This is a genomic window from Tardiphaga sp. 866_E4_N1_4 (genome assembly GCF_052076075.1).
Lineage (GTDB): Bacteria > Pseudomonadota > Alphaproteobacteria > Rhizobiales > Xanthobacteraceae > Tardiphaga > Tardiphaga robiniae.
The window spans coordinates 1795477-1811246 of the sequence record NZ_CP197242.1 but is presented as its reverse complement, the minus strand read 5'-3'; the positions used below and the strand labels follow the sequence as shown (position 1 = coordinate 1811246).

Sequence of the window (15770 nt, the reverse complement as noted above, 5' to 3'; positions counted from 1 at the left end):
CTGAAGATGCGAATTGGGAGGCCGGGCGCGATGCCCGGCCTTTTTCTTTGAGCCGAACTGTGGCCGGCTAGAAGCTTTGCGATGACCGGTCGATGTCTCGCGGCCCTAAACAGGCATGCGCGTTGGTGCCGATTATGTCGCGCGCTGAAAACGGTCGCGCCATGCGGGGAGGGCGCCGGTGAAAGACAGCGCCGTCGCTTCATACACACCACGCGCGATGGCGCGGGCGATCACATTACCCGCGATCATGCCGAGCTCCGTCAAACCCACCAGCGGATCGATCGGCTTCTCGCCCGTCGCGGCCGCAAACACGATGTCGCCATCGAGCGGCGCATGCACCGGATAGATCGCGCGCGCAAATCCGGTCTGTGCCATCATGGCGAGACGCCGTGCCTGCGCCTTGGTCAGGATCGCATCAGTGACGACGACGGCAAGTGTCGTGTTCTCGATCGAGGTTGCCGCCGGTCCGCCCTTGATACGCATCGCCAGCATCTCGGGTTTCAACTTGTTCGGCATGCCGTGTCCGCCGAACTCGTTGCCGACTTCGAATGGCGCCGCCCAGAAGTGTGGGCCATCGCCGATCGTGATACTGCCGACCGCATTGACTGCAGCGAGTGCGGCGACGCGCACGCCCGATGGCGTGACGGCGGAGGCCGAGCCGATGCCGCCTTTGTAGTTGACTGTCGTGGCCCCGAGCCCTGCGCCGACGCTGCCGAGCTTGAAGCCATCGCTGGCGGCCGCCGCGGCGGCGTAGCCGAGATCGCGATAGGGCGGGAAGCGGCCCCAGGCCTTGTCGCCGCCATTGAGCAGGTCGAACAGGATCGCGCCGGGCACGATGGGGATGACGGCATTGCCGATCTGGTAGCCGCGGCCCTGTTCGGCGAGCCAGGCCTGTACGCCGCCGCCGGCTTCGAGGCCGAAGGCCGAGCCGCCGGCCAGCGCGAGGCCGTGGATCGCGTCCACAGTGTTCACAGGATCGAGCAGGGCGCTTTCGCGCGTGCCCGGTCCGCCGCCGCGTATGTCCACGGAGGCCACGGCCGGTTCGTCGAACAGGATGGCGGTGACGCCGGAGGCCAGTTGGGCGTCGTCGGCATGGCCGACGCGAACGCCGGCGATATCGGTGAGCAGGTTCTTCATGGCGGTTCCCTCTTGGTCCGACCAGACCGCAGCAAGGCTGCCCGGTCAACCGATCACGCGTGATCACAACAGCCGGAAGTGGCGGGCATTTGATCCATCCCGCTTGCATCCCGTCATGTCAGCAGTGCATCTAGCCGCATGATCTCCGATGTCACGATCCCCGCCGCATTGATTGCCGGCATTGTCTCATTCCTGTCGCCCTGCGTGCTGCCGCTGGTGCCGCCCTATCTCATCTATCTCACCGGCGCGACCATCGAGCACGTCGCCAATGACGAGCAGGAAGCGGCCTCTAGGCGCGCGGTGATGATCTCGGCTGGCATGTTTGTGCTGGGCTTCTCCACGGTGTTTGTGGCGCTCGGCGCCAGCGCCAGCCTGGTCGGCAGCGTGGTCCGCTCCTATGCGGCGGAGCTGTCAATCGTTGCCGGCATCCTGATCATCCTGATGGGCCTGCATTTCCTCGGCCTCACGCGCATCGGGCTGCTGATGCGCGAGGGACGCCTGAGCATGCCCAGGCCCGTGGGGCTGTGGGGCGCCTATGTGATGGGTCTGGCTTTTGCGTTTGGCTGGACGCCGTGCATCGGACCTATCCTTGCGGCGATCCTGTCGGTGGCGGCGGCAGAAGCAACGGTGACCAAGGGCGCAGGGCTGCTCGCGGTTTATTCCCTCGGCCTCGGCATCCCGTTCCTGATCGCGGCCTTCATGGTGGAGCAATTCTCCAGCGTGTTTGCGCGCATGAAGAAGCATCTCGTCTACGTCGAGCGCGCGATGGGCGTGTTGATGGTGATCACCGGCATCGCGTTTCTCACCGGCGCCGTGTCGAATGCCAGCATCTGGCTGCTTGAGACGTTTCCCGCGCTGCAGAATTTCGGGTGAGGGGGTCCCTCGTAACCTCGCCCCGCACTTGCGGGGAGAGGTCGGCGCGCAGCGCCGGGTGAGGGGCCTCACGCTGGAGAAGACACAACCGATATCTATCGGGTCGGCAGATCAACAAAGTTAGCAACCCGCCCGGACAATATTCGATCCGATAGTCCGAGATGGGGCAGGTGCATACCATGCCCCTCACCCGGTCAGCTTCGCCGCCCGACCTCTCCCCGCAAAGAGCGGGGAGAGGTTAAGGGAAGCGCTCGCGGCGTCGCCTCAGGTTCCCTTCGCGTCGATCTGGGTGTAGTTGCCCTTGGCGTCCCACTTATAGACGACGTAGTCGATCGCCTTGATGTCGCCCTTGGCGTCAAACGCCATCTTGCCGAGCACGGTGTCCCATTCGCCGGCCTTGATCACATCCATCACCTTCTTGGTGTCGGTGGAGCCGGCCTTGGCAACGGCCTGCGACCAGACCTGGAACGCTGCATAGGTGTAGAGCGTGTAGCCTTCGGGATCGATGTTCTTAGCCTTGAACTTCTCGACGATCGCCTTCGCGGTCGGCTTGTTGCGCGGATCGGGGCCGAAGGTGAACAGCGTGCCTTCTGCCGCGGGGCCGGTGATGGAGGCGAATTCCTTGTCGTTCATGGCGTCGCCGGCCATCAATATGGTCTTGAGGCCCTGGTCGCGCATCTGGCGCAGGATCAGACCGGCTTCCTGGTGATAGCCGCCGACATAAACCAGATCGATATTGTCGCGCTTCAGGCGCGAGACGATCGAGTTGAAGTCCTTGTCGCCCTTGTTGTAGCTCTCGAACATCTTTTCGGTGAAGCCGGTCTTGTTGAGCGCCTTCTTGGTCTCGTCGGCGAGACCCTTGCCGTAAGTGGTCTTGTCGTTGAGGATCGCGACGTTCTTGCCCTTGAAGTTCTTGGCAATGTAGTCGGCGGCAACGAGGCCCTGCTGGTCGTCACGGCCGCAGACGCGCAGCACATTGGCGAGCTTGCGTTCGGTGAACAGCGGATTGGTCGAAGCCGGCGTGATCTGTAGCACATTGCCATCGGCATAGGCTTCGGACGCCGGGATCGACGATGACGAGCAGAAGTGGCCGGCGACGAACGGCACCTTGGAGCTTGCGAACTTCTCGGCGATCGAGCGGGCCTGTTTGGGATCGCAGGAATCGTCACCGACCTGCAGCGCCAGCTTCTTGCCGAGCACGCCGCCAGCGGCGTTGAGATCGGCCACAGCCTGGTCGGCGCCGTTCTTCATCTGGCGGCCGAAGGCCGATTCGCCGCCTGTCATCGGGCCGGCGACCGCGACGTTGATGTCCTGTGCAAAAGCTGCGGTTGAGAGCAGCGACGCGGCAAAGGCTAGGCCGATTACATTCAATGGTTTCATGGGGATGATCCTCGCAAAGAGTTTTCGGCCACAAACGCAATCCGGCCGCCCGAACGATAGGATCATTCTCAACTTATTTTGATGCCGAGTCATCGGCAATTTTCGGCCGCAGACAGCCTGCCTGTGACTCCGACTGCGGCAGGTCGTCGCAAGCGCTTTCGCAAGCCGAGCCGCACCTCTGGCTGTGCGCAGAGAGGTGCGGCCTGCAGGCTTATTGCTTCAGTTCGGCGTAGTCGCCCTTGGCGTCCCACTTGTAGACGACATAGTCGATCGCCTTGATGTCGCCTTTGGCGTCGAAGGCCAGCTTGCCGAGTACAGTGTCCCATTCGCCGGCCTTGATCACGTCCATCACCTTTTTGGTGTCGGTGGTGCCGGCCTTGGCGACGGCCTGCGACCAGACCTGGAACGCCGCATAGGTGTAGAGCGTGTAGCCCTCGGGATCGATGTTCTTGGCCTTGAAGCGGTCGACGATCGCCTTGGCGGTCGGCTTGTTGCGCGGGTCGGGGCCGAAGGTGAACAGCGTGCCTTCAGCAGCCGGGCCGGTGATCGAGGCGAACTCCTTGTCGTTGATGGCGTCGCCCGCCATCAGCACCGTCTTGAGGCCCTGGTCGCGCATCTGGCGCACGATGAGGCCGGCTTCCTGATGGTAGCCGCCCACGTAAACCAGATCGATATTGTCGCGCTTCAGGCGCGAGACGATCGCATTAAAATCCTTGTCGCCCTTGTTATAGCTCTCGAACATCTTCTCGGTAACGCCGGCCTTGTTCAGCGCCTTCCTGGTCTCGTCGGCGAGGCCTTTTCCGTAGGTCGTCTTGTCATTCAGGATCGCGATATTCTTGCCCTTGTAATTCTTGGCAATGTACTCGCCGGCGACAAAACCCTGCTGGTCGTCGCGGCCGCAGACGCGCAGCACATTGGCGAGCTTGCGTTCGGTGAACAGCGGATTGGTCGAGCCCGGTGAGATCTGCAGCACATTGCCGTCGGCATAGGCCTCCGATGCCGGGATCGACGACGACGAACAATAGTGACCGGCGACGAACGGAATGCGCGCACTGGCGAATTTCTCGGCAATCGAGCGTGCCTGCTTGGGATCGCAGGCGTCATCGCCGACCTGTAGCGCCAGCTTCTTGTTCAACAGACCGCCAGCGGCGTTGATATCGGCGACGGCAAGTTCGGCGCCATTCTTGAACTGGCGGCCGAAGGCAGATTCGCTGCCGGTCATCGAGGATGCGACGGCGACAGGAATATCCTGCGCCAGTGCAACGGACGCCAGCGCAATCGAAGCACCCGCCGTCAGGCCGATGAGTTTGATGAATTTCATAGGAAGTCCCCGTGTTCCGTTCGAATGCAGACAAACGCGACGCCGTGACGGAATCGCGATTGGCGCATCATTCTACCTTCAGAATAGTGTCGATTGTTTGCATCGCGCTGCGCGTCATTTGATGAAGGATATCGATCCGTCAGCCGTGCCGGCCGCCTTCGAGATAGGCGGAACGGATCTCCGGGGCCTTCAGCAATTCGGCGCCGGTGCCCGAGAGGGTGATCAATCCATTGACCATGACATAGCCGCGATGGGCCAGACGCAGCGCGTGATTGGCGTTTTGCTCGACAATCAGCACCGTCAATCCGTCCTGCATGTTGAGCACGCGGATTGCATCGAAAATCTGCTTGGCGATCAGCGGTGCCAGACCCAGCGAGGGTTCATCGAGCAGCAGCAGGCGTGGGCGGCTCATCAGCGCACGGCCGATGGCCAGCATCTGCTGCTCGCCGCCGGACAGCGTGCCGCCACGCTGGGTCATGCGCTCCTTGAGGCGCGGAAACAGCGTCAACACCTTGTCGAGGCTGACGGCGCGCTCGGCAGGATTGCTCTCATTGACGTCGGCGCCCATCTGCAGATTTTCCGCCACGCTCATACGCGGGAAAATCCGGCGGCCTTCGGGTGATTGCGCGATGCGCATGCGCGCGATCTCGTGGGTCGGTAGGTCGGTGATGTCCGTCCCGTCATAGGTGATCACGCCCGAGCGCGCCCGCGGCTTGCCGAAGATCGTCATCATCAGTGTCGACTTGCCGGCGCCGTTGGCACCGATCAGTGCGACGATCTCGCCGCGCTTGATGTCGAGATCGACGCCTTTCAGCGCTTCGATCTTGCCATAGGATGCGTGCAGGCCAGTGACGGCGAGCATGGGGGTGGCGCTCACGTCTCGCCCTCCATCACCGCAATGGCTTCCTCTTCATCCGCGCCGAGATAGGCGGCGATGACTTTGGGATTGTCGCGAATTTGCTGCGGCGTGCCGTCGGCGATCTTCACGCCGTAATCGAGCACGTTGATATGGTCGGAGATCTGCATCACGACGGACATGTCATGCTCGATGAGCAGGATCGATGTGCCATGTTCGGCGCGGATCTTGAGCAATAGCTCGTTGAGCGCGGCGCTCTCCCGCGCATTGAGGCCGGCAGCGGGTTCGTCGAGGCAGAGCAGTGCGGGTTCGGTACACATTGCGCGCGCGATTTCGAGGCGACGCTGGTCGCCGTAAGGCAGGTTGCCGGCGGCATCGTCAGCGCGCTCCAGCAGGCCGATCTGATCGAGCCAGTAGCGCGCGAGGTCGATCGCAGCCTTCTCGGCGGCGCGATAGCTGGGCACGCCGAACAGGCCGAGAAGAGTGAAGCCAGAAGCGCGCATCAGCGTGTTGTGCTGCGCCACCATCAGGTTTTCCAGTGCGGTCATCCCGGGGAACAACCGGATATTCTGGAAGGTGCGCGCAACCTTGGCGATCTTGGAGATGCGAAAATCGTTCAGTCGCTCCAGCCGCCATTCACCGTCGCTGTGGCGCAGCTTGATGGTGCCGGATGTCGGCTTGTAGAAGCCGGTGATGCAATTGAAGACGGTAGTCTTGCCGGCGCCGTTGGGACCGATCAGCGCAGTGATCTTGCCGCGCTCGGCCGTGAAGGAGAGATCGTTGACGGCCACGATGCCGCCGAAGCGCATCGTCAGATTTTCAACGCTGAGGATGTCGTTGATGTTCATCCGTGTCCCTCTTTGACGAGGTCGGACGAGATTGCCGTATTGCGTTCGAGAAAGACGGTGGGAGCGCGGTGGCCGATCAGGCCGCGCGGGCGCCAGATCATCAGCAGCACCATGGCGCCGCCGAATACCAACATGCGGAATTGCTCGAGCCCGCGGAACAGTTCGAAACCGCCGATCATCGCCAGCGCTGCGAGCGCTACGCCGAGCTGTGAACCCATGCCGCCGAGCACGACGATGGCCAGCACCAGCGCCGACTCATGGAAGGTGAAGGATTCCGGGCTGATGAAGCCCTGACGGGTCGCGAAGAACGCCCCGGCGAAGCCGCCGAACATGGCGCCGGTGGCAAAGGCGGTGAGCTTCGTCGTCGTTGTGTTGATACCGAGCGCGCGGCAGGCAACTTCGTCTTCGCGCAGCGCTTCCCAGGCGCGGCCGATCGGTAGGCGGCGCAGGCGGATGGTGACCCAGTTGGTGAGCAGTGCGAGGGCGAGGATCAGATAGAACAGGAAGACGATGCGGTGGGTCGGCGAGAACTCGATGCGAAGGAGGACAGCGAGGCCGTCATCGCCGGGCGTCAGCGGAATGCCGAACATGGTTGGGCGCGGAATGCCGGAGATGCCGTTGGGACCGCCGGTCAGCGTCTGCCAGTTGATGATGACGAGGCGGATGATCTCGCCAAAGGCCAGGGTAACGATCGCGAGGTAGTCGCCGCGCAGCCGCAGGACTGGAAAGCCGAGCAGCACGCCGAAGAACGCGGCGAGGATTCCGGCGAGCGGCAGGCAGATCCAGAACGACAGGCCGAAATTGGTGGCCAGCAGCGCGTAGGAATAGGCGCCGACGGCATAGAAGGCGACATAGCCGAGATCGAGCAGGCCGGCGAGGCCGACAACCACATTGAGGCCCCAGCCGAGCATCACGTAGGTCAGCACGAGAATGCCGAGATCGAGGATGTAGCGCTCGTCGTAAAAGATCACGGGGACGAGGAAGGTGAAGATCAACAGCGCCGGCACCAGCGCACGGCCGGCGAAGGAGAATGCCTTGGTCGCCGAAGGCGGCATCACGCGCGCAGTACCCACCGGCCCCCACCAGCGGCGCAGCAGCTCCATGACGATACTGCCGCCGAACACCACGGCGACCATCGCGGCGAGATCGCCGAAGCGGGTCCACCAGGTCAGCTGTCCGTCGGAGCCGGCTTCGGTTCGGATGCCGATCATCAGCGAGAACAGCACCAGCGCCACCAGCGCGGAGATCACAGCCTTCTTGAGGATGAATGCGGCGTCCGGGCCGCGGGCAGTCTTTGCTTGTGATGCGGTTGCTGCCACTTGGATCCCGTCAGACTTTTTCGACTTCGGGGCGGCCGAGCAGGCCGGTCGGCAGGAAGATCAGCACCACGATCAGAATCGAAAAGGCGGCGACATCTTTGTATTCGGTGGAGAAGTAGGCGGCCCACAATGTCTCGATCAGGCCGATCAGCAAGCCGCCGAGCATCGCGCCAGGTAGCGAGCCGATGCCGCCGAGCACGGCGGCCGTGAAGGCCTTGATGCCGGCGACGAAGCCCATGAAGAAATCCACGAGGCCGTAATAGAGCAGGTACATCATGCCCGCGACCGCAGCCAAGGCTGCGCCGATCACGAAGGTCATGGAGATGGTGCGGTCGACATCGACGCCGAGCAGTGAGGCCATGGTCTGGTCCTGCTCGCAGGCGCGCATGTCGCGGCCGAGGCGCGTGCGCGCAACCAGCCAGGTGAACAGTGCCAGCAGCACGATGGTGGTGATGACGACGATGATCTGGATGTTGGACAAGCGTACGGCGAAACCGTCGGCACCTTCGTGCAGCGTGTAGCCGCCGGTGATGATCGGCGGCACCGGCTTGACGCGGGCGCCCTGTGCGACCTGCGAGAAATTGGTCAGCACGAAAGACATGCCGATCGCCGACAGCATCGGCGCGAGGCGGAAGGAGTGGCGCAGGGGACGATAGGCGATGCGCTCGATGGTCCAGCCATAGAGCGAGGTGATTGCCATCGAGACCAGAAGCACCAGCAGCAAGATCACCGGCACCGCGGTAAGGCCGATCGACACCAGGATGAGAAAAGTGATCAGCGCGATGAAGCCGCCGATCATGAAGATGTCGCCATGGGCGAAATTGATCATGCCGACGATGCCGTAGACCATCGTGTAGCCGATCGCGATCAGGCCATAGATGGAGCCGAGCACGAGTCCGTTGATCAGTTGCTGGGCGAAATAATCCATGCGCTGCCGAATTCGAGTGAGGCGCCACCATGATCCGGCAGCCGGATCATGGCGTCGTTGTATCGTTTTCTAACAGCGGCCATTGGAGGCGGCAACAGGGGCTGGTGCGGCTAAAGTAGCCTGTACATGCTGTTTTTCGCGGCGATTGGCGTCCGTTCGCTTGCGCCGCAGCGCACACAAATCCGCGCCTTATTTGCGGCTGTTCCGGTGTCACAGTTGCGCCGCGCAACGGCCTTGCAATCATCACGCGGGAACCGAAACGAAGATCGGGGCTGCACGTTGTCGGGCGTTGAATGGTTCAACACAGGAGATTGAAGAATGTCCAATCAGAACCAGCAAAAGCCCGGTCAGCAGAAGCCAGGCCAGCAGAGCCAGAACCCCGGGCAGCAGGGCCAGAAGCCCGGTCAGCAGCAGGGCGGTGGAATGAAGCCCGACCACGAGCAGGACCCGGGCCGGCAGGGCCAGAGATAGGCCGTCAGGCAGACATCAATCGAGATTTGGGTCGTTCTCAGCGACCCATGTGGAAGGCCCCGCCGAAAGGCGGGGCTTTTCGTTTGGCAAGTCCCGATCGTATTCCCCCGCCGTTATCCCGGCAATTTTCGAATTAAGGTTACCAATTGGTTTACGTTGTCCGTCTGATTGAACGGGCGTTACGTCGGCGCAGGCGTGCGACTCCTGCGAGTCGCCGGCAGAGCGATGGACGACGTGATGGATCAGAGCAGCGCAGACCAGACCGGAGCCCATCAGGGTGGAACTCTGCAGGCTGGCACGTTTCAGACCGGTACGTTTCAGACTTGGCGGATCAGCACGTTCACGGGCGCGCTGATCGCCTGCTATTTCATCCCGACCTGGACCATCTTTGCATTCCGCATCATGGTCTCGCCAATCCAGGGCTTCTATGAGCGCCCCAATATTTCACTGGCGCTGTTTCTCAGCGACTACATGCAATTTTCCAGCATGGGCACGGTGCGCTATGCGTGGCTGCTCGCCGTCGGCAAGCTGACGGTGGTCGCTTTCTTCACGGTATTCCTGGTCTTCATCACACGGCCGAAAATCCGCAAGACGGGCGGCTGCGACGAGGCGTTGATGATGGCGCTTGGTATCGGCGGCGTGATCTCGTTCGCCAGTATGATGATGGCATCGAAGGTCGGCGAGATCACCGCGATGCGGCTGCACATTACAGAATTACTGTTGATGCTCGGCGCTGCAGTGCTGCTGGCGATCGAGCCGCCGCTACGCCGCGCGGCGGCGCAGGAGCTTGATCCCGGGCAGCCGGGCAAGGCAGCCAACGACGCGGAGCTTTTACAGAAGGTTGCCTAAATAAAAGGTCGCCTAAATGGCCGGCCCGAGCTCTTTGATGATCGCTCCGGCTTCCTTGGTAGCGTGATTGGCCGCCGGCACGCCGCAATAGATTGCCTGTTGCAGCAGGATTTCCTTGATGTCGTCCGGTGTGAAGCCGCCTTCGGTGAGGGCGGCGCGCACATGCATGCGGAATTCGTCCCACTGGCCGAGTGCGAGCATGGTGCCGATCACCAATACGCGGCGCGTGCGGTCGTCGAAATGCGGCCGCGTCCAGATCTCGCCCCAGGCGTAGCGGCTGATCAGGTCGAGAAAATCCGCATTGAATGCGTTCTTCCCGGCGGCCGATTTGTCGACCCAGGCATTGCCGAGAACCTTGCGGCGTTTTGCGGTGCCTTCGGCGGCGCGCTGTTGCTCGTCCATCTTAGGTCTCCGTTCAGCGCTGCGTCAGGAAGCCAACGACGGCGTCAGTGAAAGCGTAGGGCTGTTCGACGTTCGAGATGTGTGCGGCGTCCAACAGAGTCATGCTCGCGCCGGGGATGTTGCTGCGGATCAGTTCACCAGCCGCAACCGGTGTTGCGTTGTCCTGACGGCCGGCGATTACCAGCGTTGGGCTTTTGATCTTGGGCAGCAGCGCGCGCTGATCGAGCGTGCTCAGTGCCTCGCAGGCGGCGAGATAACCTTCGACCGGCGAGGCGATCAGCATCGCCTTCATCTTCGCGGTGGTCTCTGGCTCGCGCTCGCGGAAGTCGGCGGTGAGCCAGCCGCCGATGACGGCATCGGCCACCGCTTTGAGGCCACCCTCGCGCACCGCCTTGATGCGGTTATGCCAGTTGGTCGGATCCGGATAGTAGCAGCTAGTATTGGCCAGGATGATCTTGTTGAAACGCTCAGGCGCGTTGGCGCCTAACCACTGGCCGACCATGCCGCCCATCGATAACCCGCACCAGTGCACCTTGTCGATGTTGAGGTCGTCGAGGATCGCCAGCACATCCTTGCCGTAGCGTTCCATCGAGGTCGGGCCGTTCATGCCGGACTTGCCGTGGCCGCGGCGATCGTAGCGGATCACGCGAAACAGCTTTGTCAGCGCCGGCATCTGCGGCTCCCACATCGCCATGGTGCAGCCAAGCGAGTTCGACATCATCAGCGTCGGCCCGCTGTCGCGGCCCTCCACGGAGACATTCAGCAGGCAGCCGTCGGCGTCGATCATGGGCATGGTGTGTCTCCCGAGTTTCTTCTTAACTGAGTGAGGCGAGCTGGCGGTCGATCAGGGCTTGCGAGATGCCCTGATAATCCATCGGCTCGAACAGTTTGGCGATCGCGGCAGCGCTAAGCTGCGCGCTGACCTTGGGATCGGCCGTGAGCACATCGCGCAGATGTTTCTTCTCAGCAACGGCGCGCTTGGTGGCGGCCTCGACCAGGTGATGGGCGTCGCTCTTGCCGAGCTTTTCGGCGAGTGCAAAGGTCACGGCTTCCGCCATGATAAGCCCGTGCGTCGTATCGAGATTGAGACGCATCCGCTCGGTGTCGACCTCCAGCCCCTCGGCGATATCGACAATGGCGGCAAGGGCGCCTGACGTGACCAGCAACAGCGTCGGCAGGGTCGGCCATTCCGCGTGCCACGGTCCGGCACTGCGTTCGTGATCCTGGATCTGAGCGGCAAAGATCGTTGCGGCGAGATTCGGCGCCATGGTCGCGGCGCCAAGCGCGGAGGCTGATGCCACGGGATTGCGTTTGTGCGGCATGGTGGAGGAGCCGCCGCGGCCTTCGCCGGAGGGCTCGAACGCTTCGCCGACATCGGTCTGCATCATCAGCGAGACGTCGCGAGCGATCTTGCCGCAGGAGCCGGACAGGATCGCCAGCACGGAAGCCACTTCGGCGATACGGTCGCGATGGGTGTGCCATGGCGCATCGGGGAGGGGCAGCTGCAATTCCTTGGCGAGTTGCTCTGCAACGACGAGGCCCTTGTTGCCGAGCGCAGCAAGCGTGCCGGCTGCGCCGCCGAATTGCAGTGCGAGACCTTCGGCGCGCAATCGTTTCAGCCGCAAGCGCGAACGGTGCAGCGCCGAAGCATATTCGGCGAGCTTCAGCCCGAATGGCATCGGCAGCGCGTGCTGCAGCCAGGTGCGGGCGACCACAGCGGTGTTGCGGTGCTTGATCGCCAAGGCTGCAAAGCCGGCGATGGCGCGGTCGAGATCCGCGAGCAGAGCGTCAATGGCGGCGCGCAGGCCGAGCATGGTGGCGCTGTCGATGACGTCCTGACTGGTGGCGCCCCAATGCACGTAGCGCGCGGCCTCGGCATCGGCTTTCGCCACTTTGGCGGTGAGCGTCTTGACCAGCGGGATGGCGAGATTGCCGGAACGCGTGGCTGCATCGGCGAGTGCCGCGAGATCGAACTGATCAGCTTTGCAGGCGGCTTCGATGGCCGCCGCCGCGCTGGCGGGAATCACCCCGACCGTAGCCTCGGCGCGCGCCAGTGCGGCTTCGAAGTCCAGCATATGCTGCAAATAAGCGGTATCATCGCAAACCGCACGCATCGCGGGGCTCGACAACAAGGGTGCCAGCAGAGGGGACAGGGATGTGCTCATCTGTGCGGGACCTAACCATTCCGGCGAGAGTCTGCCAATCCCCCGCAATCTTCTTGTCGCCGTCGCTTGTTGCACTGCGAATAGGCATCGCCCCCATCTCGCCGGACGGTCTTTCCTTTGCGCCGCCTGTGCATTACTTGGGATTGGGGGCAATCCCTTGGGGATGACAGCCTCAATTCCGGACGGCGACAAATTCAGGAGACAGACCCATGGCCATGACGATGAGCGGTGAAGTCCAGCTTGCCGCGCCCCGCGAAGTGGTATGGGGAAAGCTCAACGACCCCGCAGTGCTGAAGGCCTGCATCCCGGGCTGCGAAGAGCTCGAGACCACGGAGGAAGGCGGCTTTCGTGCCACCGCCAAGATCAAGGTCGGCCCGGTCTCCGCGCGTTTCAAGGGCAAGGTCACGCTGAGTGATCTCGATCCGCCCAACGGCTACAAGATCACCGGTGAAGGCGAGGGCGGCGTGGCCGGCTTTGCCAAGGGCGGCGCTGTCGTCGGCCTGACCGACAAGGACGGCGGCACGCTCCTGACCTACAATGTGGAGGCCCAGATCGGCGGCAAGCTGGCCCAGCTCGGTCAGCGCCTGATCAACGGTTCAGCCAAGAAGATCGCCGACGAGTTCTTCGCAAACTTCGCCAAAGCCGTTCAAGGCTAAGGTTCGGAGCGTCTGATAGCGGCGATCAAGTGTGCTTGATACCGCGGAAAAACACACCAGAGACCGTCCCGACTTGAGGTTGCTCATTGCCGGGATGGGCCATATTATGCATTTGGAATGATTTTAATGACCGTGTCGCCACGCAATGGGACGCGGACCAAGAGAGTGCATATGGCCAAAATCTCGATGATCGTGAACGGCAATCCCGTCACCGGCAATATCGATCCGCGCACATTGCTGGTGCAGTTTCTGCGTGAGAATCTGCGGCTGACCGGCACCCATGTGGGTTGCGACACGTCGCAATGCGGCGCCTGCGTTGTGCATCTCGACGGCAAGGCCGTGAAGTCGTGCACCACGCTCGCTGTCATGGCCGACGGTCACGAGGTGAAGACCATCGAAGGCCTCGCAGCCGATGGCGCGCCGCTGCATCCGATGCAGGAGGCGTTTCGCGAGCATCACGGTCTGCAGTGCGGCTTCTGCACTCCCGGCATGATCATGACCGCGGTGGACCTCGTGCATCGCAAGGGACATGATCTCAGTGATCATCTGATCCGCGAAGAACTCGAAGGCAATCTCTGTCGCTGCACCGGTTATCAGAACATCGTGGCGTCGATCGCAGCCGGCGCCAAGGCGATGGCGAAGTCCGATCTCGCATAACGACGCACAACGATAATCGCGCACCGCGAATCAGGGATCCCAACCCATGTACGAATTCAAATATCATCGTCCGTCGACCGTGCGGCAGGCCGCCAATCTCCTCATCAAGAACGAAGACGCCAAGCTGATTGCCGGTGGTCATACGCTGGTGCCGGTCATGAAGCAGCGTTTGGCGGCACCGCCGCATATCATCGATCTCTCGCATATCGAGGGTGTCGACGGCATCGAGATGAAGGGGCGTTCGCTGGTGATCGGCGCGCTCGCCAAGCATGCCGCTGTCGCGGCGTCGCCGATCGTTGGCGAAGCCATTCCGGCGCTGGCCGAACTCGCCGGCCTGATCGGCGATCCCGCTGTGCGCCACAAGGGCACCATCGGTGGTTCGCTCGCCAATAACGATCCCACGGCGGACTATCCCGCAGCCGTGATGGCCCTCGGTGCCACGATCACCACCAACAAGCGCAAGCTGAAGCCGGAAGAGTTCTTCCAGGGCCTGTTCACCACCGCGCTGGAAGCGGACGAGATCATCACCAAGGTCTCGTTCCCGGTGCCGAAGAAGGCGGCCTATATCAAGTTCCGCAACCAGGCCTCGCGCTATGCACTTGTTGGGGTGTTCGTGGCGCGTCTGCCCTCGGGTGTGCGGGTCACGGTCACCGGTGCGGGCTCGGATGGTGTGTTCCGCGTCGAGGAGTTCGAGGCTGCATTGCAGAAGCGGTTCTCGCCAAAGGCGCTGGACGGGCTTACGGTGCCTGCCGAAGGCCTCAACAGCGATCTCCATGGCAGCGCCGAGTATCGCGCGCATCTGATTGGCGTGCTGGCCAAGCGCGCGGTCGAAGCCGCCAACAACCGGGCCTGATATTTGTCAGGTCCGCACTTTCCCGGATTGGTTCTCTCATGACTAAGCCATCGGCGCTCCCCACTTCCGTCGATGGCATGCTGGAATTGCTGACATCGCGCGGCTATCTCGCCGAGCGTTCGCTGGCAACAGTCACCTATCTCTCGCTGAAAATGGGCCGGCCGCTGTTTCTCGAAGGCGAGGCCGGAGTCGGCAAGACCGAGATCGCCAAGGTGCTGTCGGCAGCATTGGGCCGCAAGCTGATCCGGCTGCAGTGCTACGAAGGCCTCGACGTGTCCTCCGCAGTCTATGAGTGGAACAGCGCCTCTCAAATGATCGCGATCCGTCTGGCGGAAGCTGCCGGCGATACCGACCGCGATCAACTGGCCAGCGACATCTTCGCCGAGCGCTACCTGATCAAGCGTCCGCTTCTGCAGGCGCTTGAGCCGGACGTCAACGGCGCACCGGTGCTCTTGATCGACGAGCTCGATCGCGCGGACGAGGCGTTTGAAGCCTATCTTCTCGAGATCCTCAGCGACTTCCAGGTGACCATCCCCGAGCTCGGCACGGTCAAGGCGCCGGCGCCGCCCATCGTCATCGTCACATCGAACCGCACCCGCGAGATTCACGACGCGCTGAAGCGGCGCTGTCTGTATCACTGGGTCGACTATCCCAACGCCGAGCGCGAACTCGCCATCGTCAAGTCGCGGGTGCCGGGCATCTCCGCAAAGCTCTCGCAGCAGGTAGTGAGATTCGTGCAGGCACTGCGCGATCAGGATTTCTACAAGTCGCCGGGCGTTGCCGAGACTCTGGACTGGGCGACCGCATTGACTGAACTGGATGCCCGCTCGCTGACGCCGCAGGTGGTGGGCGATACGCTGGGCGCGCTATTGAAGTATCAGGACGATATCCAGCGCATGCAGGGCGATGCGCTGGCGAAGGTGATCAAGGAAGCGACGAGCGATTAACACTCGTCATTCCGGGGCGCGGGCGGCGATAGCCGAACGCGAACCCGGAATCCCGAAGCAGTTGAACACATCGAGGTTCCCCACCACTCCAATTGGAGTGGCTGAGGT

The 15770-nt window shown here is 62.5% G+C and carries 17 protein-coding genes; 7 read left to right on the top strand and 10 right to left on the bottom strand.

The window, feature by feature from the left end; all coding sequences use genetic code 11:
- Nucleotides 1-132: 132 nt before the first annotated feature.
- On the bottom strand, nt 133-1137 hold the full coding sequence (locus AB8B20_RS09140; protein WP_439072330.1) for a P1 family peptidase: 1005 nt from the start codon (nt 1135-1137) through the stop codon (nt 133-135).
- Nucleotides 1138-1275: 138 nt separating this feature from the next.
- On the opposite strand from AB8B20_RS09140, the gene AB8B20_RS09135 reads away from it, so the two are divergent.
- Nucleotides 1276-2010 (top strand): cytochrome c biogenesis CcdA family protein, encoded by a 735-nt coding sequence (locus AB8B20_RS09135; RefSeq protein WP_439072329.1) that lies wholly within the window; start codon nt 1276-1278, stop codon nt 2008-2010.
- A gap of 264 nt (nt 2011-2274) precedes the next feature.
- On the opposite strand, the gene AB8B20_RS09130 is transcribed toward AB8B20_RS09135, so the two are convergent.
- The 6 genes from AB8B20_RS09130 to AB8B20_RS09105 all read right to left on the bottom strand — a co-directional run bounded on the left by AB8B20_RS09130 (nt 2275) and on the right by AB8B20_RS09105 (nt 8662).
- A complete protein-coding gene (locus AB8B20_RS09130) occupies nt 2275-3390 on the bottom strand; it encodes a branched-chain amino acid ABC transporter substrate-binding protein (RefSeq protein ID WP_439072328.1) in 1116 nt (371 codons plus the stop codon).
- A gap of 211 nt (nt 3391-3601) precedes the next feature.
- Nucleotides 3602-4711, bottom strand: a complete 1110-nt coding sequence (locus AB8B20_RS09125) for a branched-chain amino acid ABC transporter substrate-binding protein (protein WP_439072327.1) — start codon at nt 4709-4711, stop codon at nt 3602-3604.
- Nucleotides 4712-4850: 139 nt separating this feature from the next.
- Complete coding sequence (locus tag AB8B20_RS09120) at nt 4851-5573, bottom strand: ABC transporter ATP-binding protein (RefSeq protein WP_439073050.1); 723 nt, start codon at nt 5571-5573, stop codon at nt 4851-4853.
- 11 nt (nt 5574-5584) lie between these two features.
- Complete coding sequence (locus AB8B20_RS09115) at nt 5585-6415, bottom strand: ABC transporter ATP-binding protein (protein ID WP_089264997.1); 831 nt, start codon at nt 6413-6415, stop codon at nt 5585-5587.
- A complete protein-coding gene (gene livM / locus AB8B20_RS09110; protein WP_439072326.1) occupies nt 6412-7734 on the bottom strand; it encodes a high-affinity branched-chain amino acid ABC transporter permease LivM in 1323 nt (440 codons plus the stop codon). The genes AB8B20_RS09115 and livM overlap by 4 nt, the downstream gene beginning before the upstream one ends.
- A gap of 10 nt (nt 7735-7744) precedes the next feature.
- Entirely contained in the window at nt 7745-8662 is a 918-nt protein-coding gene (locus AB8B20_RS09105; protein ID WP_089264995.1) for an ABC transporter permease subunit, read from the bottom strand.
- A gap of 318 nt (nt 8663-8980) precedes the next feature.
- Between AB8B20_RS09105 and AB8B20_RS09100 the strand changes: the two genes are divergently transcribed.
- Nucleotides 8981-9133 carry a hypothetical protein gene (locus tag AB8B20_RS09100; protein WP_170849538.1) on the top strand — a complete coding sequence of 51 codons (153 nt, stop codon included), beginning with the start codon at nt 8981-8983 and terminating at the stop codon, nt 9131-9133.
- A 237-nt stretch (nt 9134-9370) separates the two neighbouring features.
- A complete protein-coding gene (locus AB8B20_RS09095) occupies nt 9371-9982 on the top strand; it encodes a hypothetical protein (RefSeq protein WP_439072325.1) in 612 nt (203 codons plus the stop codon).
- A gap of 12 nt (nt 9983-9994) precedes the next feature.
- Here the strand turns inward: AB8B20_RS09095 and AB8B20_RS09090 are convergent, their stop codons facing one another.
- The 3 genes from AB8B20_RS09090 to AB8B20_RS09080 are packed head-to-tail and all read right to left on the bottom strand — an operon-like array spanning nt 9995 to nt 12549.
- Entirely contained in the window at nt 9995-10384 is a 390-nt protein-coding gene (locus tag AB8B20_RS09090; protein WP_439072324.1) for a carboxymuconolactone decarboxylase family protein, read from the bottom strand.
- Between the two features lie 13 nt (nt 10385-10397).
- The gene (gene pcaD, locus AB8B20_RS09085) at nt 10398-11177 is read right to left on the bottom strand and encodes a 3-oxoadipate enol-lactonase (protein WP_231080065.1); all 780 of its coding nucleotides are present in this window, start codon (nt 11175-11177) and stop codon (nt 10398-10400) included.
- 22 nt (nt 11178-11199) lie between these two features.
- Nucleotides 11200-12549 (bottom strand): 3-carboxy-cis,cis-muconate cycloisomerase, encoded by a 1350-nt coding sequence (locus AB8B20_RS09080; RefSeq protein WP_439072323.1) that lies wholly within the window; start codon nt 12547-12549, stop codon nt 11200-11202.
- A gap of 209 nt (nt 12550-12758) precedes the next feature.
- Between AB8B20_RS09080 and AB8B20_RS09075 the strand changes: the two genes are divergently transcribed.
- From AB8B20_RS09075 to AB8B20_RS09060, 4 genes are all read left to right on the top strand, one after another.
- A complete protein-coding gene (locus AB8B20_RS09075) occupies nt 12759-13205 on the top strand; it encodes an SRPBCC family protein (protein WP_089264991.1) in 447 nt (148 codons plus the stop codon).
- Nucleotides 13206-13376: 171 nt separating this feature from the next.
- On the top strand, nt 13377-13862 hold the full coding sequence (locus AB8B20_RS09070) for a (2Fe-2S)-binding protein (RefSeq protein ID WP_089264990.1): 486 nt from the start codon (nt 13377-13379) through the stop codon (nt 13860-13862).
- A 46-nt stretch (nt 13863-13908) separates the two neighbouring features.
- Entirely contained in the window at nt 13909-14715 is an 807-nt protein-coding gene (locus tag AB8B20_RS09065) for an FAD binding domain-containing protein (protein ID WP_089264989.1), read from the top strand.
- A 38-nt stretch (nt 14716-14753) separates the two neighbouring features.
- Nucleotides 14754-15662: an AAA family ATPase gene (locus AB8B20_RS09060; RefSeq protein WP_320444863.1), complete on the top strand. Its 909-nt coding sequence runs from the start codon at nt 14754-14756 to the stop codon at nt 15660-15662.
- Nucleotides 15663-15770 lie beyond the last annotated feature (108 nt).